General features: G+C 72.9%; 18 protein-coding genes. 9 read left to right on the forward strand and 9 right to left on the reverse strand.

The features are described from left to right. Positions 1 to 217: 217 nt before the first annotated feature. The 6 genes from AC0B9F_RS00120 to AC0B9F_RS00145 all read left to right on the forward strand — a co-directional run bounded on the left by AC0B9F_RS00120 (position 218) and on the right by AC0B9F_RS00145 (position 6,440). Positions 218 to 988 carry a DeoR/GlpR family DNA-binding transcription regulator gene (locus AC0B9F_RS00120; protein WP_471997882.1) on the forward strand — a complete coding sequence of 257 codons (771 nt, stop codon included), beginning with the start codon at positions 218 to 220 and terminating at the stop codon, positions 986 to 988. A gap of 76 nt (positions 989 to 1,064) precedes the next feature. Next, the gene (locus AC0B9F_RS00125) at positions 1,065 to 2,435 is read left to right on the forward strand and encodes an ABC transporter substrate-binding protein (protein WP_471997883.1); all 1,371 of its coding nucleotides are present in this window, start codon (positions 1,065 to 1,067) and stop codon (positions 2,433 to 2,435) included. After that, positions 2,432 to 3,370 (forward strand): carbohydrate ABC transporter permease, encoded by a 939-nt coding sequence (locus AC0B9F_RS00130; RefSeq protein WP_471997885.1) that lies wholly within the window; start codon positions 2,432 to 2,434, stop codon positions 3,368 to 3,370. The genes AC0B9F_RS00125 and AC0B9F_RS00130 overlap by 4 nt, the downstream gene beginning before the upstream one ends. Beyond that, positions 3,367 to 4,194 (forward strand): carbohydrate ABC transporter permease, encoded by an 828-nt coding sequence (locus AC0B9F_RS00135; RefSeq protein ID WP_471997886.1) that lies wholly within the window; start codon positions 3,367 to 3,369, stop codon positions 4,192 to 4,194. The genes AC0B9F_RS00130 and AC0B9F_RS00135 overlap by 4 nt, the downstream gene beginning before the upstream one ends. After that, positions 4,191 to 5,180, forward strand: a complete 990-nt coding sequence (locus tag AC0B9F_RS00140) for a zinc-dependent alcohol dehydrogenase family protein (RefSeq protein WP_471997888.1) — start codon at positions 4,191 to 4,193, stop codon at positions 5,178 to 5,180. Before AC0B9F_RS00135 ends, AC0B9F_RS00140 begins: the two co-directional genes overlap by 4 nt. Before the next feature lie 60 nt (positions 5,181 to 5,240). After that, positions 5,241 to 6,440, forward strand: coding sequence for a TerD family protein (locus AC0B9F_RS00145; RefSeq protein ID WP_471997889.1), 1,200 nt, complete (start codon positions 5,241 to 5,243; stop codon positions 6,438 to 6,440). A gap of 67 nt (positions 6,441 to 6,507) precedes the next feature. Here the strand turns inward: AC0B9F_RS00145 and AC0B9F_RS00150 are convergent, their stop codons facing one another. From AC0B9F_RS00150 to AC0B9F_RS00160, 3 genes are all read right to left on the reverse strand, one after another. Beyond that, the gene (locus tag AC0B9F_RS00150) at positions 6,508 to 7,080 is read right to left on the reverse strand and encodes a TetR/AcrR family transcriptional regulator (protein WP_471997891.1); all 573 of its coding nucleotides are present in this window, start codon (positions 7,078 to 7,080) and stop codon (positions 6,508 to 6,510) included. 189 nt (positions 7,081 to 7,269) lie between these two features. Beyond that, positions 7,270 to 8,718, reverse strand: coding sequence for an alkaline phosphatase PhoX (locus tag AC0B9F_RS00155; RefSeq protein WP_471997892.1), 1,449 nt, complete (start codon positions 8,716 to 8,718; stop codon positions 7,270 to 7,272). Between the two features lie 507 nt (positions 8,719 to 9,225). Then, positions 9,226 to 10,650 carry a hypothetical protein gene (locus AC0B9F_RS00160; protein WP_471997893.1) on the reverse strand — a complete coding sequence of 475 codons (1,425 nt, stop codon included), beginning with the start codon at positions 10,648 to 10,650 and terminating at the stop codon, positions 9,226 to 9,228. 252 nt (positions 10,651 to 10,902) lie between these two features. Here AC0B9F_RS00160 and AC0B9F_RS00165 point away from each other — a divergent pair, with 252 nt between their 5' ends. Next, positions 10,903 to 12,732, forward strand: a complete 1,830-nt coding sequence (locus tag AC0B9F_RS00165; RefSeq protein ID WP_471997894.1) for an endonuclease/exonuclease/phosphatase family protein — start codon at positions 10,903 to 10,905, stop codon at positions 12,730 to 12,732. Between the two features lie 36 nt (positions 12,733 to 12,768). Here the strand turns inward: AC0B9F_RS00165 and AC0B9F_RS00170 are convergent, their stop codons facing one another. The 5 genes from AC0B9F_RS00170 to AC0B9F_RS00190 form a co-directional block, all read right to left on the reverse strand. Next, on the reverse strand, positions 12,769 to 13,473 hold the full coding sequence (locus AC0B9F_RS00170) for an antibiotic biosynthesis monooxygenase (protein ID WP_471997895.1): 705 nt from the start codon (positions 13,471 to 13,473) through the stop codon (positions 12,769 to 12,771). Positions 13,474 to 13,730: 257 nt separating this feature from the next. After that, the gene (locus AC0B9F_RS00175; RefSeq protein WP_471997896.1) at positions 13,731 to 14,237 is read right to left on the reverse strand and encodes a DUF3618 domain-containing protein; all 507 of its coding nucleotides are present in this window, start codon (positions 14,235 to 14,237) and stop codon (positions 13,731 to 13,733) included. Then, on the reverse strand, positions 14,234 to 14,677 hold the full coding sequence (locus AC0B9F_RS00180; RefSeq protein ID WP_471997897.1) for a phage holin family protein: 444 nt from the start codon (positions 14,675 to 14,677) through the stop codon (positions 14,234 to 14,236). Before AC0B9F_RS00180 ends, AC0B9F_RS00175 begins: the two co-directional genes overlap by 4 nt. A 318-nt stretch (positions 14,678 to 14,995) precedes the next feature. Next, positions 14,996 to 15,679, reverse strand: a complete 684-nt coding sequence (locus AC0B9F_RS00185) for a hypothetical protein (RefSeq protein ID WP_471997898.1) — start codon at positions 15,677 to 15,679, stop codon at positions 14,996 to 14,998. Next, positions 15,676 to 15,810 (reverse strand): hypothetical protein, encoded by a 135-nt coding sequence (locus AC0B9F_RS00190; RefSeq protein WP_471997900.1) that lies wholly within the window; start codon positions 15,808 to 15,810, stop codon positions 15,676 to 15,678. Before AC0B9F_RS00190 ends, AC0B9F_RS00185 begins: the two co-directional genes overlap by 4 nt. A gap of 180 nt (positions 15,811 to 15,990) precedes the next feature. Between AC0B9F_RS00190 and dapA the strand changes: the two genes are divergently transcribed. Then, positions 15,991 to 16,905: a 4-hydroxy-tetrahydrodipicolinate synthase gene (dapA, locus tag AC0B9F_RS00195; RefSeq protein WP_471997901.1), complete on the forward strand. Its 915-nt coding sequence runs from the start codon at positions 15,991 to 15,993 to the stop codon at positions 16,903 to 16,905. A gap of 9 nt (positions 16,906 to 16,914) precedes the next feature. Beyond that, positions 16,915 to 17,130, forward strand: coding sequence for a cold-shock protein (locus tag AC0B9F_RS00200; RefSeq protein ID WP_471997902.1), 216 nt, complete (start codon positions 16,915 to 16,917; stop codon positions 17,128 to 17,130). Positions 17,131 to 17,200: 70 nt separating this feature from the next. Here AC0B9F_RS00200 and dapD read toward each other — a convergent pair whose 3' ends face one another. Then, positions 17,201 to 18,190 carry a 2,3,4,5-tetrahydropyridine-2,6-dicarboxylate N-succinyltransferase gene (gene dapD, locus AC0B9F_RS00205; protein WP_471997903.1) on the reverse strand — a complete coding sequence of 330 codons (990 nt, stop codon included), beginning with the start codon at positions 18,188 to 18,190 and terminating at the stop codon, positions 17,201 to 17,203. Between the last annotated feature and the right edge of the window lie 9 nt (positions 18,191 to 18,199).

The following is an 18,199-nucleotide window of genomic DNA, read 5'->3' on the forward strand; positions in this document are numbered from 1 at the left end:
CGAACGGGCCCGCCCGCCGCCGTATCCGGGCACCGGACGTGCCCGATCCCACGCCCGCGCACCGCTGACCCGCAGGTCCGCGGCGGGCGCCGCGCCGCGGACACGGGCACATCCGGGCAGCATCGGGCCCGCAACAGACCTGGTCAGCGCCGGGCACCCGCTGTAGAACTTCCCCCAGGGCCCGAACGGGCACCGCGGTGAGGGAGGTGAACCGGTCATGACGACGAGGAGTGCGGAGGAACGCCAGCGGGAGATCGTGCGGGTCGCCCGCGCCACCGGGTCGGTGGACGTCACCGCGCTCGCCGCCGAACTGGGCGTGGCCAAGGAGACCGTACGACGGGATCTGCGCGCCCTGGAGGACCACGGGCTGGTCCGCCGCACCCACGGCGGGGCCTACCCGGTGGAGAGCGCCGGGTTCGAGACGACGCTCGCCTTCCGCGCCACCAGCCACGTCGCCGACAAGCGCCGGATCGCGGCCGCCGCGGCCGAGCTGCTCGGGGACGCCGAGACGGTCTTCGTCGACGAGGGCTTCACCCCGCAGCTCATCGCCGAGGCCCTCCCCCGGGACCGGCCGCTGACCGTCGTCACCGCGTCCCTGCCGGTCGCGGGCGCGCTCGCCGAGGCGCCGAACACCTCGGTGCTGCTGCTCGGCGGCCGGGTCCGCTCCGGCACGCTGGCCACGGTCGACCACTGGACGACGAAGATGCTCGCCGGGTTCGTGCTCGACCTCGCCTACATCGGCGCCAACGGCATCTCCCGCGAGTACGGCCTGACCACGCCCGACCCCGCGGTCGGCGAGGTCAAGGCGCAGGCGATGCGCGCCGCGCGGCGCTGTGTCTTCGCGGGCGTGCACACCAAGTTCGGAGCGGTGAGCTTCTGCCGGTTCGCCGAGGCCGGCGCGCTGGAGGCGATCGTGACGAGCACCCAGCTCCCGGCGGCCGAGGCCCACCGCTACTCCCTGCTGGGCCCGCAGGTCGTCCGGGTCTGAACCAAGCCAACTCCCCTCCCGGGACGCCGCCTTGCCCGCGGCGCCCCTTATCTCCCCATACCTCCAGGAGCGATCCATGCGCACCCCGAGCCGACGGAGGCCGCGAGCCGCGCTCGCCATGGCCACCGCAGGGATGCTGCTCGCCCCGCTGCTGTCCGGCTGCTGGGCCGGCGCGGGCGGGTCCGGTTCCGGCGGCGACTCCCTCAACGTCCTGATGGTCAACAACCCGCAGATGGTCCAGCTGCAGAAGCTGACCGCCACCCACTTCACCCGCGAGACCGGCATCAAGGTCAACTTCACCGTCCTGCCGGAGAACGACGTCCGCGACAAGATCAGCCAGGACTTCGCCAACCAGGCCGGCCAGTACGACGTGGCGACCCTGTCCAACTACGAGATACCGATCTACGCCCGCAACGGCTGGCTGCACGCGATGGACTCCTACGTGGCCCAGGACCCGGGCTTCGACGAGAAGGACGTCCTGCGGCCCATCGCCGAGTCCCTCACCGGCGACGACGGAAAGCGCTACGGCCAGCCGTTCTATGGCGAGTCGTCGTTCCTGATGTACCGCAAGGACGTCTTCGCGGCCAAGGGCCTGACCATGCCCGCCCACCCCACCTGGCAGCAGGTCGCCGCCCTGGCGGCGAAGGCGGACGGCGCCGAGCCCGGCATGAAGGGCATCTGCCTGCGCGGACTGCCCGGCTGGGGCGAGCTGACGGCTCCCCTGACGACGGTCGTGAACACCTTCGGCGGCACCTGGTTCGACAAGGACTGGACGGCGCGCCTCGACTCCCCCGCCTTCGAGAAGGCGACTCAGTTCTATGTCGACCTGGTCCGCGCCCACGGCGAGTCCGGCGCCGCCCAGTCCGGCTTCGCCGAGTGCCTGAACAACATGACCCAGGGCAAGGTCGCCATGTGGTACGACGCCACCTCGGCGGCCGGTTCCCTGGAGGCCGCGAACTCCCCCGTGAAGGGCAAGGTCGGCTACGCGCCCGCGCCCGTGGAGCGCACCCGCTCCGCCGGGTGGCTCTACACCTGGGCCTGGGGCATCCAGCAGGCCTCCCGCAACCCCGGCAAGGCCTGGAAGTTCGTCTCCTGGGCGTCGGGCAAGGGCTACGAGCAGCTGGTCGGCAAGGAGTTCGGCTGGTCCGACGTCCCCGCCGGCAAGCGCGCGTCGACGTACACCGACCCGGCCTACGTCAAGGAGGCGGCCGCCTTCCAGGAGATGACCCGCGAGGCCATCGAGACCGCCCGCCCCCGCGACCCCGGAGTGCAGCCGCGCCCGGCGCCCGGCATCCAGTTCGTCGGCATCCCCGAGTTCACCGACCTCGGCACCAAGGTCTCCCAGGAGATCAGCGCGGCCATCGCCGGACGCCAGTCCGTCGGGACGGCCCTGAAGAAGTCCCAGCAACTCGCCGAGCGCATCGCGAAGGAGTACGAGGGACGATGACCGCCACCACCACGACACCCGTGGCCACAGCCCCCGTCCGGGCGCTGCGGCAGCCCTCCGCGCGGCTGCGCGCATGGGCCACCCGCGCCCCGCTGCTGCCCGCCCTGATCTTCATGATCGCCGTGACCCAGCTGCCGTTCGTGGCCACGCTGGCGATCTCCTTCTTCGACTGGAACGCCCTCTACCCCAAGGGCCGCCGCTTCACCGGCCTCGACAACTACCGCCAGGTCCTCACCGACGCCGGCCTGCGCCACTCCGTGTGGACGACGGTGCTGCTCACCGCGGCCGTGGTGCTGGCGAGCCTGGTCCTGGGCCTGGCCCTCGCGCTGCTGCTGGACCGCAGGTTCCGCGGCCGGGGCGTGGTGCGCACCCTGCTGATCGCGCCGTTCCTGATCGTTCCGGTGGCGGCGGCCCTGCTGTGGAAGCACGTCCTGTACAACCCCGAATACGGCCTGCTCAACGGCCTGTTGCACTACGTCGGCGGCCCGCAGCCGGACTGGATCTCGAACACCCCGCTGCTCGCGGTCGAGGCGTCCCTGGTGTGGCAGTGGACCCCGTTCATGATGCTGATCCTGCTCGCCGGGCTGCAGAGCCTCGACCCGGAGCAGATGGAGGCCGCGCGGGTGGACGGCGCGAGCGACTGGCAGGTCTTCCGCCACCTCACGCTGCCGCACCTGCGCCGCTACCTCGAACTGGGCGGCCTGCTGGGCTCGATCTACATCGTGCAGAACTTCGACGCGGTCTTCACGATCACGTCCGGCGGGCTCGGCACCGCGAACCTGCCCTACACCGTCTACCAGAGCTTCTACCAGGCCCACGAGAACGGCCTCGCCTCCGCCGCGGGCGTCCTGGTCGTCATCGGCTCGATCGTCATCGCGACCCTCGCGCTGCGCGTGGTGTCGTCCCTGTTCCGTGAGGAGGTGGCGCGCTCATGAGCGCCGTACTGCGCCGAGGCGGCCTGGGGCTGCTGGCCTGGCTGGCCGGGATCGTGTTCTTCCTGCCCGTCGCCTGGATGGCGCTGACGTCCCTGCATTCCGAGCAGGACGCGGCGACCAACCCGCCGTCGTTCGCCGCGTCGCTGACGCTCGACGGCTACCGCGAGTTCTTCGGCGCGGGCGGCGGGGCGAGCCCCTGGCCGGCGCTGGTCAACTCGGTGGTGGCGTCGGTCGCGTCGACGGCACTGGTGCTGCTGCTGGCGCTGCCGGCGGCGTACGCGCTGTCGATCCGGCGGGTACGCAAGTGGACGGACGTGCTGTTCTTCTTCCTGTCCACGAAGATGCTGCCGGCCGTGGCGGGCCTGCTGCCGGTCTATCTCTTCGCCAGGAACGCGGGACTGCTGGACAACATCTGGCTGCTGGTCGTCCTGTACACCTCGATGAACCTGCCGATCGCGGTGTGGATGATGCAGTCCTTCCTCGCCGAGGTCCCGGTCGCGGTCATCGAGGCGGCGCGGGTGGACGGGGCCAGGCTGCCGACGATCCTCGCGCGCGTGGTCGCGCCGATCGCCCTGCCGGGCATCGCCGCCACCGCCCTGATCTGCTTCATCTTCAGCTGGAACGAACTGCTCTTCGCCCGGGTGCTCACCGGCGTCGTCGCCGAGACCGCGCCCGTCTTCCTGACCGGCTTCATCACCAGCCAGGGCCTGTTCCTGGCGAAGGTGTGCGCCGCGTCGCTCGTCGTCTCCCTGCCGGTGCTCGCCGCGGGGTTCGCCGCCCAGGACAAACTCGTCCAGGGCCTGTCGTTGGGAGCTGTGAAATGAAGGCCGCCGTCATCGAGTCCGTGGGCCGTGCCGTCGTCACCGAGGTCCCCGATCCGGCGCCGGGGCCGCGCGAGGTCGTCGTCGAGGTGGCGGCCTGCGGGCTGTGCGGCACCGATCTGCACATCCTGCAGGGCGAGTTCGCGCCGAAGCTGCCGATCGTGCCGGGGCACGAGTTCGCGGGGACGGTGGTCGCCGTGGGCACGCAGGTCACGGAGGTCGCGGAGGGCGACCGGGTCGCCGTCGACCCCTCCCTGTACTGCTACGAGTGCCGCTACTGCCGCAGCGGCCACAACAACCTGTGCGAGCGGTGGGCCGCGATCGGCGTGACGACGGCGGGCGGCGCGGCGCAGTTCGCGCTCGCCCCGGTCGCGAACTGCGTCAAGCTGCCCGAGCAGGTGCGCACCCAGGACGCGGCGCTGGTGGAGCCGCTGTCGTGCGCGGTGCGCGGCTACGACGTGCTGCGTGCCCGTCTCGGCGCGCACGTCCTGATCTACGGCTCCGGCACGATGGGGCTGATGATGCTGGAGCTGGCCAAGCGCACGGGCGCGGCGAGCGTGGACGTGGTGGACGTGAACCCGGCCCGCCTGGAGACGGCCCGCCGGCTGGGCGTGTCCGCGGCGGCCGCGGGCGCCGACGAGCTGGACCGCCCGCAGGGCTGGGACGTGGTCGTGGACGCGACGGGCAACGCGGCGGCGATCCAGGACGGGCTGGGCCGGGTGGCGAAGGCGGGCACGTTCCTGCAGTTCGGGGTCGCGGACTATGCGACGCGGGTGACGATCGACCCGTACCGCGTCTACAACCAGGAGATCACGATCACCGGTTCGATGGCGGTGCTGCACAGCTTCGAACGGGCGGCGGAACTCTTCGCGAACGGCATCCTCGACCCGGACGTCTTCATCAGCGACCGGCTGCCGCTGGAGCGGTACCCGCAGGCTCTGGAGCAGTTCGCGGCGGGGGTGGGACGCAAGATCGTGGTGGTGCCGTAACCCGTTCGGCAGGTAAGGGAACGGTAAAGGGGTGTCGTTCGTTCACCCGGCATGACAGCTATGACCCCTGGCTCGAACATCCCTCTGCCGGCCGCGCGCGTGACGGTGGACGTCGCCGCTCCGGTGCGGCTCGACGTGTCGGGCCTGCTGCTCACCGCCGACGGCAAGGTGCGCTCCGACGCCGACTTCATCTTCTACAACCAGCCCGCCGGCCCGGGCGTGGCCTACCGCTCGGGCGGCGGCACGGCCCCGGACGCGATCACGGTCGACACGGCCGCGCTGCCGCCGGGCATCGAGAAGGTGGTCGTCACCGCCAGCCCGGACGCCGCCGGGCAGACCTTCCAGGGCATCGAGCCGACGGCCACCCTGCGCAACGCGGACGACGGCTCGGTCCTGGCCACCTTCACGCCCCCGCAGCTGGGCGCCGAGACGGCCCTGGTCGTCATGGAGATCTACCAGCGCGGCGGCCAGTGGAAGGCGCGCGCCGTCGGCCAGGGGTACGCCGACGGCCTGGCCGGCATCGCCACGGACTTCGGTGTGACGGTGGAGGAGCCCGCCCCCGCCGCGGCCGCCCCGCAGCCGGTGGCCCCGCCGCAGCCGGCGGCGCCCCCCGCGCCGGTCCAGGCCCCGGCCGCGCCCCCCGCTCCCCCGGCCGCACCGGCCGCCCCCGCTCCCGGCGCCGGGAAGATCAACCTCGACAAGGGCCGCGTCAGCCTGCAGAAGAACCAGACCGTGTCGCTGGTCAAGGGCGGCCGCCCGCTGCTCAGCCAGGTGCAGATGGGCCTCGGCTGGGAGCCCGCGTACCGGGGCAAGGACATCGATCTGGACGCCTCGGTCATCGCCTACGGCCCGCAGCGCAACCACATCGACAGCTGCTACTTCGGCAAGCTGACGATCGTGGGCGGCGCGATCCGGCACTCCGGTGACAACCTCACCGGTGAGGGCGGCGGCGACGACGAGGTGATCACCGTCGACCTGGGCCGGCTGCCGCAGGAGGTCACCGGCCTGGTGTTCACGGTGAACTCCTTCTCCGGCCAGAAGTTCACCGAGGTCGCCAAGGCCTACTGCCGGCTGCTGGACGCGGCCACCGGTGAGGAGCTGGTCCGCTTCGACCTCACCCACGCCGAGGCGCAGACCGGCGTGATGATGGCCAAGCTCATCCGCCAGTTCTCCGGCGAGTGGGAGATGACGGCCCTGGGCGACTTCGTGAAGGCCCGCACGGTGCGCAACATGGTCAAGCCGGCGGCCGAGTCCCTGTAGCGCCGGCGATCCGGCGGGTTCCGTACGACGCCGGGCGCCCCCGTGCGGGGCGCCCGCGTCCGGGCTCTCAGCCGCGCGTCCGCAGGCCTTCCGTCAGCAGGGACAGGTACCGCGGAATGCACCGGTCGGCGTCGTCGGCGAGTTCCGAGGCCGTCGCGATGCCGTGGGCGAGCCGCAGGATGTCGATCGGCTCGACGTCCGGGCGCAGTGTGCCCTCGGCCTGAGCCGCGCGGACGAGGAGTTCACCGGCGCCCTTGAGCAGGGTCCCGCAGGCCGTGCCCGCCGTGGAGCCGCCGTCGGCGACGGCGGAGCCCAGCAGTGCCTTCAGGCCCCGGACCTGGATCATGCCCTCGGTGAGTTCCCGCAGCCACTGCCACAGCGCCCGGCCGGGCGGCAGCTCCCGGGCGATGGCGTCGGCCCGCGCTCCGAGCGCCTCGACCCGGTCCACGTACGCCGCCTCCAGCAGCGCCTGACGTGTGGGGAAGTGCCGGTACAGCGTGCCGGACCCGACCCCGGCCCGCTTGGCGATGTCGTCCAGCGACGCGCCCTCCCCGTGCTCGGCGAAGGCCTGCGCCGCCACGGTCAGCAACCGCTCGTAGTTGCGCCGGGCGTCCGCGCGCATGGGCTTGACCTGCGTCATCCAGCAACTCCTTGGCGAGAGGGCGGGACCGGGGAGCCTCTCCGCATGGTATGCCCCCGCGTGCTCGGCCAGGTCGTGCGGGGAGGCCGGAGAGCCATGCGGGGAGCCGGAGAACGGCGCGGCCCGGACGATCCGCGCGGATGCGCTGCTCGTCCGGGCCGTCGTGTCCCACCCGTCACAGGAGACGGGTCACCGCTTCTGGCGCTTCCAGGGCCCGGTGATCGCCAGCATGATGCCCGGCTCCTGGATGTTGGCGAACAGCGTCCGGCCGTCGGGCGAGAAGGTGACGCCGGTGAACTCGCTGTACTGCGGCTCCTCGGCGGTGCCGAGGTTCAGCTCGTTGCGGGCGATGGGGTAGGTGCGGCCGCTCTCGGTGGCGCCGAACAGGTGCTGCACGCCCTCGCCGTCCTCGGCGATCACGAGGCCGCCGTACGGGGAGACGGTGATGTTGTCGGGGCCGTCGAAGGCGCCGTCCTGTGCCGGGTCCGGGTTCACCCCGAGCAGCACCTTCAGGGTCAGGGTGCGCCGCTTGGGGTCGTAGAACCAGACCTGCCCGTCGTGCTGGACGGGGCTCTCGTCACGGGCGAAGGAGGAGACGATGTAGGCGCCGCCGTCGCCCCACCACATGCCCTCCAGCTTGCGGGCGCGGGTGACCTGGCCGGTGGTGAACTGCTTGCGCACGGAGACGGTCTTCGCGTCGCGGTCGGGGACGTCGACCCAGTCGACGCCGTAGACCGTGCCGGTCTTCGTGGCGCGGGAGAGGTCGTCGACGAACTTGCCGCCGGAGTCGAAGCACTTGAAGGCCTGCAGCACACCGGCGTCGGCGGCGAGGGTGCGCAGCTTGCCGCGGCCGTGCTCGAAGCCGTGCGGCGGAACCCAGCGGTAGAGCAGGCCGTTGGGGCCGGCGGCGTCCTCGGTGAGGTAGGCGTGGCCGCGCTTGGGGTCGATGACGACAGCCTCGTGGGCGTAGCGGCCCAGCGCCTTGATGGGCTTCGGGTCGCGGTTGGCGCGCCGGTCCTCGGGGTCGACCTCGAAGACGTAGCCGTGGTCCTTCGTCATGCCGTTCTGGCCGGCCTTGTCCTCGGTCTCCTCGCAGGTGAGCCAGGTGTCCCAAGGGGTGCGGCCGCCCGCGCAGTTGGTGGAGGTGCCGGCGATGCCGACCCACTCGGCGACGTGGTCGCGGCGCACCTCGACGACCGTGCAGCCACCGGAGGCGGCCGGGTCGTACACGAGGCCCTCGGTGAGCGGCACCGGGTACTTCCAGTTCGCCCGCGGGCCCTTGAGCTCGTGGTTGTTGACCAGCAGGGTCGCGCCGCGCGGGCCGTCGAAGGTGGCGGTGCCGTCGTGGTTGGACGGGGTGGACTCGCCGGACTCCAGCGTGGTCTTCCCGCTGTAGGTGATGACGCGGTAGGAGAAACCGGCGGGCAGGGCCAGGATGCCCTTCGGGTCGGACAGGAGCGGGCCGTAGCCGACTCCGTGGTGGGCGTCGGCCGACGCCTCGTCCGCCGTCTCGGTCCCGGTGTCGGCGAAGGCGAGGGCGTTGGGCGCGCTGGCCAGGGCGCCGACGGCGCCGGCCAGGGCGACCCCGGCCCCGGTGGCCGCGGTGTTCCTGCCGAAGTCCCTGCGGGTGAGCGACATGCGTGTCTCCTGAGACGGTGGGTGTTCCGTGGAGGGTGGCGGACCTCTGCGTCGGCGCCACCGTCGCGCCCGCGGCTGAACGGGGGTTGAACGCGCGGCGTCATGACCGGGTGCGCTTCCATGAATCCGTACGGCGCGGCCCATGAATCCGTATGGATCCCCCCAAGTTCGCGTACGGCTGCGCCCGTGCCCCTGGCCGGACGGGCGCGCACGTGATCCGGCACGACCGCACGGGCGCTCCCCCATCGGCCCCGCCCTTGATCTCGTACGCCCGCGCCCCTGATCTCGCCGCGCCGTCCTCCACGCGTCCGTGTCGCCGTCCGTGTCGCCGTCCGTGTCGCCGTCCGGGGCCCGCCGGTGATCCGGCAACGCCGCGCCCGCGCTCCCGCTCGGCCCGCCCGCGGGCCACCGCACTGCCCGCGCGCCGCACGGCCCCGTCCGCCGGACGCACGAAAGGGCCCCCGCGCGGCAAGCGGCGGGGGCCCGGTCGTGCGGTGGGGCAGGCGCTCAGGCGCCGTGCGCCGAGCGCGCCTTGAACGCGGCCTTCCGCGCCTCCTTGGCGACCTTCTTGTCGGGGTGCAGCCGCCCCATCGCCTCCAGTACGTCGGCCGTGGCGGGGTGGTCGACGCGCCAGGCGGCGGCGAAGAAGCCGTCGTGCTGGGCGGCCAGGCCCTCCACCAGGCCCTGGAGTTCCTCGGAGTTGCCCTCGGCGGCGAGCTGGGCGGCGACGGTGTCGATGGTGAGCCAGAAGATCAGGTCCGGGGAGGGCGCGGGCACGTCCTGCGCGCCGTGCTCGGTGAGCCAGACCCGGGCCAGTCCGCCCAGTTCCGGGTCGTCCAGCACTTCCCGCAGGGCCGGCTCGGCGGCCGTACCGACGAGGGACAGCGCCTCCTGGCAGCGCAGCCGCCGCAGCGGGGCGCCGGCGTCGCTGCCGCGCGCCGCGGCGAGCAATTCCCGCGCGGCGGTGAGGGGTTCGCGCCGGGACAGCCACAGCTCGGTCTCGGCGCCGGCGGACCGCGGGCCGTAGTGGGCGGTGCCGTCGAGCAGCGCGTCGGCGCCCTTGTCGGCGAGTTCGCCGACGACCGGCACCGTGAACCCGGCCTCCAGCAGCCGGGCCCGCAGCCCGTACCGGCCGAGCGGGGTGAGCCGGACCATGCCGTAGCGGGCGACGTCGGTGTCGTCGACGGGCGCGGCGGGCTCCTCGTCGGCGTCCGCCATCAGGGCCTCGTCGACCGGCTGGTACTCGACCAGCCCGACCGGCTCCAGCAGCCGGAACTGGTCGTCAAGACGCATCATCGCGTCGGAGACCTGCTCCAGCATGTCGTTGGTGGGCTCGCCCATGTCGCCGGGCACGATCATCGACGCGGCGAGCGCGGGCAGCGGCACCGGTCCGTCGCCGGGCCCGTCCTCGCTCACGGACAGCAGATAGAGGTTGCCGAGGACGCCGTCGAGGAACGCGGCCTCCGCCTCGGGGTCCCACTCCAGCTGCGAGAAGTCGACCTCCGCGCCCTCGTCGAGCGCGTCGACCAGGTCGTCGAGGTCGGGCACGCTCGCGTCCGCGATCACCGTCTCCAGGGCGCCGAGCCAGAGGCCGAGCACGTCCTGCGGCGAGCCGGTGAGCAGCGCCAGGTCCGGCCCGGCGGCCACGGTGCCGGCCTCCTCGTCGGTGATCTCCACGAGCCCGGTGTCTACGGCGACCCGCCAGGCCTCGCTCGCGTACGCCGCCGCGTCGTCCCCGGTCAGCCCGAGCGCCTCGGCGGCGCCCTCGAGCTGCTCCTCCACCAGGCCGCCCCCGGCGTCCACACGGGTGTCGGGCCCGGCCCAGCGGGCGAGTTTCGCGGCCCGGGCGAGCAGCGGCGTGGACAGGGCGTCCCGCGCCAGCTCCGCTTCCGGGGTCAGCCGGACCGGGGGCAGGGGGGAGCTGTCTGACATGGGCTGGTTCTCCTAGGACGCGATGTACCACTCTGCCGTTCAGCCTAGACGGGTTTCTACCCATGCCGCCCGGTTCATCTCTCCGTCGCCGGCCGTACATGGCCGAAACCTTGACAACCGCCCCGGCCAGGCTGGAAATTGACGCGCGTAGAAAGAAGGGAACGACCGTTCACTCGCTTCTACGCGCGTCATGCGCCGCTCCTGCTCCACCCTCGTCCCGGCGCCTGAAGTCACGTCCCCGGAGGGAATCCCTTGCCGAGCAAGTCGTCCGCGCGTCTCGCCGCGCTCACCGTCGCCGCCGTGTGCTCCGCGGCGTCCACCGTCGTCCTCAGCTCCGCCGCGCACGCCGACTCGGTGCGCATCCACGACATCCAGGGCACGACCCGGACCTCCCCCTACGCGGGCCAGAAGGTCACGGATGTGGCCGGAATCATCACCGGCATACGCACCTACGGCTCGTCGAAGGGCTTCTGGATCCAGGACCCGAACGCGGACGACAACCCCGCGACCAGCGAGGGCGTCTTCGTCTTCACCAGCTCCACGCCCAAGGGTGTGGCCGTCGGCGACGCGGTGAAGGTGTCCGGCACAGTGTCGGAGTACGTCCCCGGCGGCACCTCCTCCGGCAACCAGTCGATCACCGAGATCACCAAGCCGGCGGTGACCGTGGTCTCCAGCGGCAACGCGGTCCCGGCCCCGGTGGTCGTGGACGCCCGCTCCGTCCCGGACGCGTACGCGCCCGCCGGGGACAGCGCCGCGAGCAACTCGGTCAACACCCTGCCGCTGCGGCCCGCGCAGTACGCCCTGGACTACTACGAGTCCCTGGAGGGCATGAACGTCCAGGTCGCCGACACCCGCGTGGTCGGCGCCAGCGACCCGTACACCGAGCTGTGGGTCACGGTGAAGCCGCACGAGCACGCCGACCGCCGCGGCGGCACCGTCTACGGCTCCTACGACTCCCAGAACACCGGCCGCCTGCAGATCCAGTCCCTGGGCCCGACCTCGGCCTTCCCCGTCGCGAACGTCGGCGACACCCTCACCGGCACCACCACCGGCCCGCTCGACTACAACCAGTTCGGCGGCTACACCCTCGTCGCGAACAGCCTCGGCACCCTGCAGAGCGGCGGCCTGGAGCGCGAGACCACACGCAAGCAGAAGAACGGCGAACTGGCCGTCGCCACCTACAACGTCGAGAACCTCGACCCGTCGGACGGCACCTTCGCCGCGCACGCCTCCGCGATCGTGAACAACCTCCAGTCGCCCGACATCGTGTCCCTGGAGGAGATCCAGGACAACAACGGCGCCAAGGACGACGGCACGACCGCCGCCGACGTGACGGTGAACAAGCTGATCGACGCGATCGTCGCCGCCGGCGGCCCGCGCTACGACTGGCGTTCCATCGACCCGTCCAACGACACCGACGGCGGCGAGCCCGGCGGCAACATCCGCCAGGTGTTCCTGTTCAACCCCGAGCGGGTGTCGTTCACCGACCGCCCCGGCGGCGACGCGGCCACCGCCGTCGGTGTGACCCGGGAGCACGGCAAGGCGGCGCTCACCGTCTCCCCCGGCCGGATCGACCCGGCGTCCGACGCCTGGAAGTCCAGCCGCAAGCCGCTGGCCGGCGAGTTCGTCTTCCGCGGCCGCACGGTCTTCGTGATCGCCAACCACTTCGCCTCCAAGGGCGGCGACCAGGGGCTGACCTCCCAGTACCAGCCGCCGGTGCGCAGCTCCGAGACGCAGCGCCACCAGCAGGCGGCGGAGGTCAACACCTTCGTCAAGAGCCTGCTCGCGGTGCAGAAGAACGCGGACGTCATCGCGCTCGGCGACCTCAACGACTTCGAGTTCTCCGACACCGCGAAGATCCTCGAGGGCGACGGCGAGCTGTGGTCGGCGATCAAGTCGCTGCCGCGGAGCGAGCGGTACACGTACGACTACCAGGGCAACAGCCAGGTGCTGGACCAGATCCTGATCAGCCCGGCGATCCGGCGCGGCTGTGACTTCGAGTACGACAGCGTGCACCTGAACTCGGAGTTCCACGACCAGATCAGCGACCACGACCCGCAGGTGCTGCGCTTCCACCCGTAAGGGCGGGCGCCGGTCTCCTCCCCCGTGCCGACGGGGTCAGGCGGGGAGGAGACCGAGGGCGTGCCGGTAGCGGGTGGGGGTGAACCCGGTCACGGCCGGGTACGTCCGCACCCGCTCCCACTGCTCGGTGGGCGCGCCGATGCCCGCACCGGGGGCGGCGAGCACCTCGTCGTAGGCGCGCTCGCTCTCCCACTCGGCGTAGTTGAGGACGTGCCCGCCGTCCGTGCTGAGGTGGAAGTGGGCGGAGATCAGGCCACGGTGGCCGACGGGGTCGTCGTCGAGGGCCTTCAGCACCAGGTCGATCCAGTGGCGCCGCTCGTCGGCGGCGGCCGGGTCGAAGTCGATCCGCACGGCGACGATCAGTCCGGGCACCCGTGTGTCGTCCGCGGCGCGCTCACGGCTGCGGTGGTGCCGGTAGCGGTCGAGTCCCAGCCGCTCGATGTCCGGCACGGCCGTGTCGATCTCGTCCACCCGTTCCTGGCGCCGGGTGCGCACGAACGCCTCGTACGCCTGCTCGCTCGCCCACTGCGAGTGGTGCATCAGCGTGGAGCCGTCGTGGCCGGTGTAGACGTGGTAGCTCAGCAGGTCGCCGGTGGGCCAGGGCCGCCGCTCCCAGGTCCGCGCGATCGCCTCCACGGTCAGCCGCTGCCGCTCGGGCGTGCCGACCCGCCAGGTGCTGAAGAAGGGCGCGCCGGCGCGCGGGTCGGTCGGGTCGGGGTGGGCATCGGTACGACGGGTCATGACGGCCTCCGGTGATCGGCAGCGAATGCGTGCAGGGATCACCTTTCAACCTCAAGTGCTGTCGAGGTCAAGGGCGTCGGGGAAGACGTGCGGTAGGCGGGCCGTATCGGAAGACGTCCCGCGGCCCGGGCCGGATGTGCACCCCGGCCCGGGCCGCGACCCGCCGCAGCCGCGTCTTCGGCTGCTTCACTCTTCTTCGACTGCTTCGCTCTTCTTCGACTGCTTCGCTCGTCATCGACTGCTTCGCTCGTCTTCGGCTAGTCCATGTGCCGGTACGCCCGCCAGGCTCCCCAGGCGCCGGCCGCGGTGAGCGCCGCCAGGGTGGCCCAGGCCAGCCCCGGATGGCGCCGCCCGGTCGCGTAGACGGTCTGCACCGGCCGCGGGAGCTGCCGCTCGACGCTGTGCCGGCCGTGGGCCGCCCGGTCCTGCGCGGCGTGGCCGGCGCGGGAGGCCCGCTCCTGGACCGTGTGGCCCATGTGGGACGCCCGTTCCTGGACCGTGTGGCCGACGTGGGACGCCTTGTGCTGTACCGCGTGCCCGGCCTGCGCCGCGCTGCTGCGCAGCTGGACCGTCATGGCGCCGGCCTTGTCGCGCAGGTCGGCGGCGCGGGCCCGGGCCCGCCCCTTCACGTCCGCCTTCGCGGCCAGTTCCTCGACCGTCGCCCCGAGCTGGCTGCGTGTCTCGGCGATCTGCCGCCGCAGCTCGTCGGGGCCTTTGGCTCCCCGGGCGGCCTTGCCGGGAGGGTCGTTCCTCGGGTCCGTCATCGATGCGCCCTTTCCCTGATCTCCTCCACATCGGCCCTGACGCTGCCGAGCGCCTGCTGGGGCGCGGGCGGCGCGGCACGGCGCAGCTGGGCACGGCCGGCGGCGGCCAGCAGGCCGGCGACCGCGAACAGCAGCGCCGTCACGATCAGCGCGGCGGCCCACACGGGCAGCGCCAGCGACAGCGCGGCGATCGCCGTGCCCGCGGCGGCGAGCAGCCCGGCGTAGGCGAAGGCCCCGGCGCCGCCCAGCAGTCCACCGCCGCGTCCGGCGCGCCGGCCCTTCTCGGCCAGTTCCTCCTTGGCCAGGCCGATCTCCTGCCGCACCAGGCGGGAAAGCTGCTCGGTGGCCTGCCCGACGAGGTCGCCGACGGAGTGGTGTGCGGTTTCGTGCGAGGCCCGTCGCTCCTCGTGCACGGGCCGGGTGTCCAAGGTCCCGGTCACGGTGTTCCGCCTCCTCTCGGTCACGGAGACTCCCGGGTACCCTGACCGGCCGTCACTAGACGGCCCGCGCGAACCGCCCCCGGCCGCGCGGAGCCCGGTCCGCGCGGGCGCCCCGGCGACGCGGGGACCCGGCCGGGTGCGGGCGCCCCGGCGACGCGGGGACCCGGCCTGGTGCGGGCGCCCCGGCGATGCGGGGACCGGCTGGTGCGGGGACCGTCTGGTGCGGGCGACCCAGCGACACGAGGACCGGGCAGGGGGGCGCCCCGGCGACCCGGGGCCCCGGCCGGGGCGGCCGCAGCGCCGCGCCCTCCGTCCCCGCTATCCCTGCGGCGCGCTCCCGGGGCCGCGCTCGCCGAGCCGGGCCAGCTGGGTCTGGAACCAGTCGAGCCGGGCCTGCAACAGGGCCGCCTCGGCGACGAGTTCGGGCACGTCGAGCCCGTCGCCGGGCTCCCGGCGGGCCTCCCCGCCGACCGCGCCCACCACCCGCAGCCCCTCCCCGGCCAGCCGGGCGAACGCGGCGGGCGACAGGGACGTACGCGCCCGGACGCATCCCGCGCAGGACGGGGCGAGCGCGCGCCACCCGGGCCGGCCCCAGCCGGCGTCGGCCAGCGCCACGGCGGGGGCGCCGCAGGCGCACGGCCCGACGGTCGCCGTGCGCACCCGCTGGCGGGCGCTGCGGAAACCGCGCTCGAAGCGGATGTAGGCGCCGAGGACCGACACCTGGAGCAGGACGGCCGCCCGGTGCTCGGTGGTGCTGAGCAGGGCTTCGGCGTCGGCACGCTCGTGCACGCTGTGGAAGCCGCAGTCGCACAGCCGGGCGGGCGGCCGGTGCCGGCGGCCGTAGACGCAGGACGCCTCGGCCAGGACGCCGTACGGGAGCGCCCCGCCGAGCGAGATTCCGGTGAAGCCGGCCCGGGTGCCGTCCTGGGAGAGCACCGGGTGGGCGATCTTGTATCCGGTGGGCGGCTCGGGCGGGCGCTCCTGCGGGAGCCGCAGCCTCATCGGGCGGCGGGCACCTCTTCGGGCACGGAGATCTCCCGGTCCGTGATCTCCTGGGTGGGTTCGGGTTCCTCGTCGCGGATCTGCGGCTCTTCCTCCGCGACGCCGGTGGCCAGTGCCTTGCCGAGCTTCATGACGCCTCCATGAGCGGTGGGTGCATGACCGTTCTGAAAGCCATGGTGACTCATCAGGGGCCGACTTGGACATAGGGCGGCTATCGGACTCCCCTGGCCCCCCACCCCGCAGCATCGCTTACCCATACCTCGTAGCAGATTTAAGTGGAGCTTCACGATCGGGCTGCCGACACTACTCCCATGACGTACTCAGCCTCCTCCGCACCTCCCTTCGGCCGCGCCCTGTGCGCGATGATCACGCCCTTCACCGAGGAGGGCGCCCTCGACGTGGCCGGCGCGCAGCGGCTGGCCGCGCATCTGGTGGCGCAGGGGTGCGAGGGCTTGGTGCTCTCCGGGACGACGGGCGAGTCACCGACGACGAGCGACGCGGAGAAGGCGGACCTGATCCGCGCGGTGCGCGAGGCGGTGGGCGAGCGGGTGCCGGTCGTCGCCGGGGCCGGCACCGCGGACACCCGTCACACGGTGCGGCTGGCCCTGGAGGCGGAGAAGGCGGGCGCGGACGGCGTCCTGCTGGTGACGCCGTACTACAGCCGGCCGCCGCAGGACGCGATCGAGGCCCACTTCCTGGAGGTGGCGGACGCGACCGGCCTGCCGGTGATGCTGTACGACATCCCGGCCCGCACCGGCACCCGCATCGCACCGGACACGATGCTGCGCCTCGCGGAGCACCCCCGGATCGTGGCGGTGAAGGACTGTTCCTACGACTTCCTCGCCGCCCAGAAGGTCCTGGCCGCGACGGGCCTGGCGTACTACGCCGGCTGCGACGAGCACAATCTCGCGCTGTACGCGGTCGGCGCGGCGGGCTGCGTCAGCACGGTGGCGAACGTGGCCCCCCGCCACATCCGCGCGGTCCTGGACGCCTTCGACGCCGGCGACACGGCCCGGGCGACCCTCCTCCAGCTCGGCCTGACGCCCCTCATCGCCCGCATGATGGCCACCGACCTCCCCGGCACGGTCACCGCCAAGGCCCTCCTGGCCACCCTGGCCCTCCCCGCCGGTCCCGTCCGCCCACCCCTGCGCCCCGCCGACGGACCGACGACGACAACCCTGCGGGCGACGTACGACGACCTCGTCGCCGCCCGGCACATTCCGTAGGGTTCCCCCATGGTGACTGCGACGGTCCGCGAATGGCGCGAGGAGGAGGGGTGGGGCGTCCTCGACTCGCCCGAGACACCGGGGGGATGCTGGGCCCACTACTCCCACATCCGGATGGAGGGCTTCCGCACCCTCTCCCCGGGCCAACGGGTGAACCTCCACTGGGAAGCCCCGGGCTTCGAGCAGGACGGCTACGCCTACCGGGCGCTCAGCATCGTCCCCTGACACGCACGCCCCGACGCACGCGAGCGCCCTTCCACCCGCCGGTGGAAGGGCGCTCGCGTGCGCGTGCCGGTCAGTTGTGGCTGTGCAGGATGTCGTTCAGGCCGCCCCAGACCGCGTTGTTCGGGCGGGCCTCCACCGAGCCGGTGACCGAATTGCGGCGGAAGAGGATGTTGGACGCGCCGTTCAGGTCGCGGGCCTTGACGATCTGGCCGTCGGGCATGGTGACGCGGGTGCCGGCGGTGACGTACAGGCCCGCCTCGACCACGCACTCGTCGCCCAGCGCGATGCCGACGCCGGCCTCGGCGCCGATCAGGCAGCGCTCGCCGATGGAGATGATCACGTTGCCGCCGCCGGACAGCGTGCCCATGGTGGAGGCGCCGCCGCCGATGTCCGAGCCGTCGCCGACGACGACACCGGCGGAGATGCGGCCCTCGACCATGGAGGTGCCGAGCGTGCCGGCGTTGAAGTTGACGAAGCCCTCGTGCATGACGGTGGTGCCCTCGGCGAGGTGCGCGCCGAGGCGGACCCGGTCGGCGTCGGCGATGCGCACGCCCTTGGGGGCGACGTAGTCCGTCATGCGCGGGAACTTGTCGATCGAGGTGACCTGGAGGTGCAGGCCCTCGGCGCGGGCGTTGAGGCGCACCTTCTCGACGTCGTCCACGGCGACCGGGCCGAGCGAGGTCCAGGCGACGTTGGCGAGGTGGCCGAAGATGCCGTCCAGGCTCTGGCCGTGCGGCCTGACCAGGCGGTGCGAGAGCAGGTGCAGACGCAGGTAGACGTCGTGCGCGTCGATCGGCTTCTCGTCCAGGGAGGCGATGACCGTGCGGACCGCGACCACCTCGACGCCCCGGCGGGCGTCCGGGCCGGTCGCCGCGGTCGCGCCGCCGCCGAGGAGCTGGGCGGCCTGCTCGGCGCTGAGCCGCTCGGTGCCGGCGGGGCCGGGCTGCTCGACCAGCTCGGGCGCCGGGAACCAGGTGTCGAGGACGGTGCCGTCGGAGGCGATGGTGGCAAGGCCGGCGGCGACGGCGCCGGTGGTGCGAGAAGCAGTCGAGTCGGTCATGAGGGCAAC

It is taken from the genome of Streptomyces sp. NPDC097129, assembly GCF_055668065.1.

Bases quoted from the DNA above. Each gene is read 5' to 3' on its own strand.
- AC0B9F_RS00140 (WP_471997888.1), top strand. From the start codon at position 4,191: ATGAAGGCCGCCGTCATCGAGTCCGTGGGCCGTGCCGTCGTCACCGAG.
- dapD (WP_471997903.1), bottom strand. From the start codon at position 18,190: ATGACCGACTCGACTGCTTCTCGCACCACCGGCGCCGTCGCCGCCGGC.
- AC0B9F_RS00160 (WP_471997893.1), bottom strand. From the start codon at position 10,650: ATGTCAGACAGCTCCCCCCTGCCCCCGGTCCGGCTGACCCCGGAAGCG.
- AC0B9F_RS00130 (WP_471997885.1), top strand. From the start codon at position 2,432: ATGACCGCCACCACCACGACACCCGTGGCCACAGCCCCCGTCCGGGCG.
- AC0B9F_RS00190 (WP_471997900.1), bottom strand. From the start codon at position 15,810: ATGAAGCTCGGCAAGGCACTGGCCACCGGCGTCGCGGAGGAAGAGCCG.
- AC0B9F_RS00150 (WP_471997891.1), bottom strand. From the start codon at position 7,080: ATGACGCAGGTCAAGCCCATGCGCGCGGACGCCCGGCGCAACTACGAG.
- dapA (WP_471997901.1), top strand. From the start codon at position 15,991: ATGACGTACTCAGCCTCCTCCGCACCTCCCTTCGGCCGCGCCCTGTGC.
- AC0B9F_RS00170 (WP_471997895.1), bottom strand. From the start codon at position 13,473: ATGACCCGTCGTACCGATGCCCACCCCGACCCGACCGACCCGCGCGCC.
- AC0B9F_RS00125 (WP_471997883.1), top strand. From the start codon at position 1,065: ATGCGCACCCCGAGCCGACGGAGGCCGCGAGCCGCGCTCGCCATGGCC.
- AC0B9F_RS00185 (WP_471997898.1), bottom strand. From the start codon at position 15,679: ATGAGGCTGCGGCTCCCGCAGGAGCGCCCGCCCGAGCCGCCCACCGGA.
- AC0B9F_RS00175 (WP_471997896.1), bottom strand. From the start codon at position 14,237: ATGACGGACCCGAGGAACGACCCTCCCGGCAAGGCCGCCCGGGGAGCC.
- AC0B9F_RS00135 (WP_471997886.1), top strand. From the start codon at position 3,367: ATGAGCGCCGTACTGCGCCGAGGCGGCCTGGGGCTGCTGGCCTGGCTG.
- AC0B9F_RS00145 (WP_471997889.1), top strand. From the start codon at position 5,241: ATGACCCCTGGCTCGAACATCCCTCTGCCGGCCGCGCGCGTGACGGTG.
- AC0B9F_RS00200 (WP_471997902.1), top strand. From the start codon at position 16,915: ATGGTGACTGCGACGGTCCGCGAATGGCGCGAGGAGGAGGGGTGGGGC.
- AC0B9F_RS00155 (WP_471997892.1), bottom strand. From the start codon at position 8,718: ATGTCGCTCACCCGCAGGGACTTCGGCAGGAACACCGCGGCCACCGGG.
- AC0B9F_RS00120 (WP_471997882.1), top strand. From the start codon at position 218: ATGACGACGAGGAGTGCGGAGGAACGCCAGCGGGAGATCGTGCGGGTC.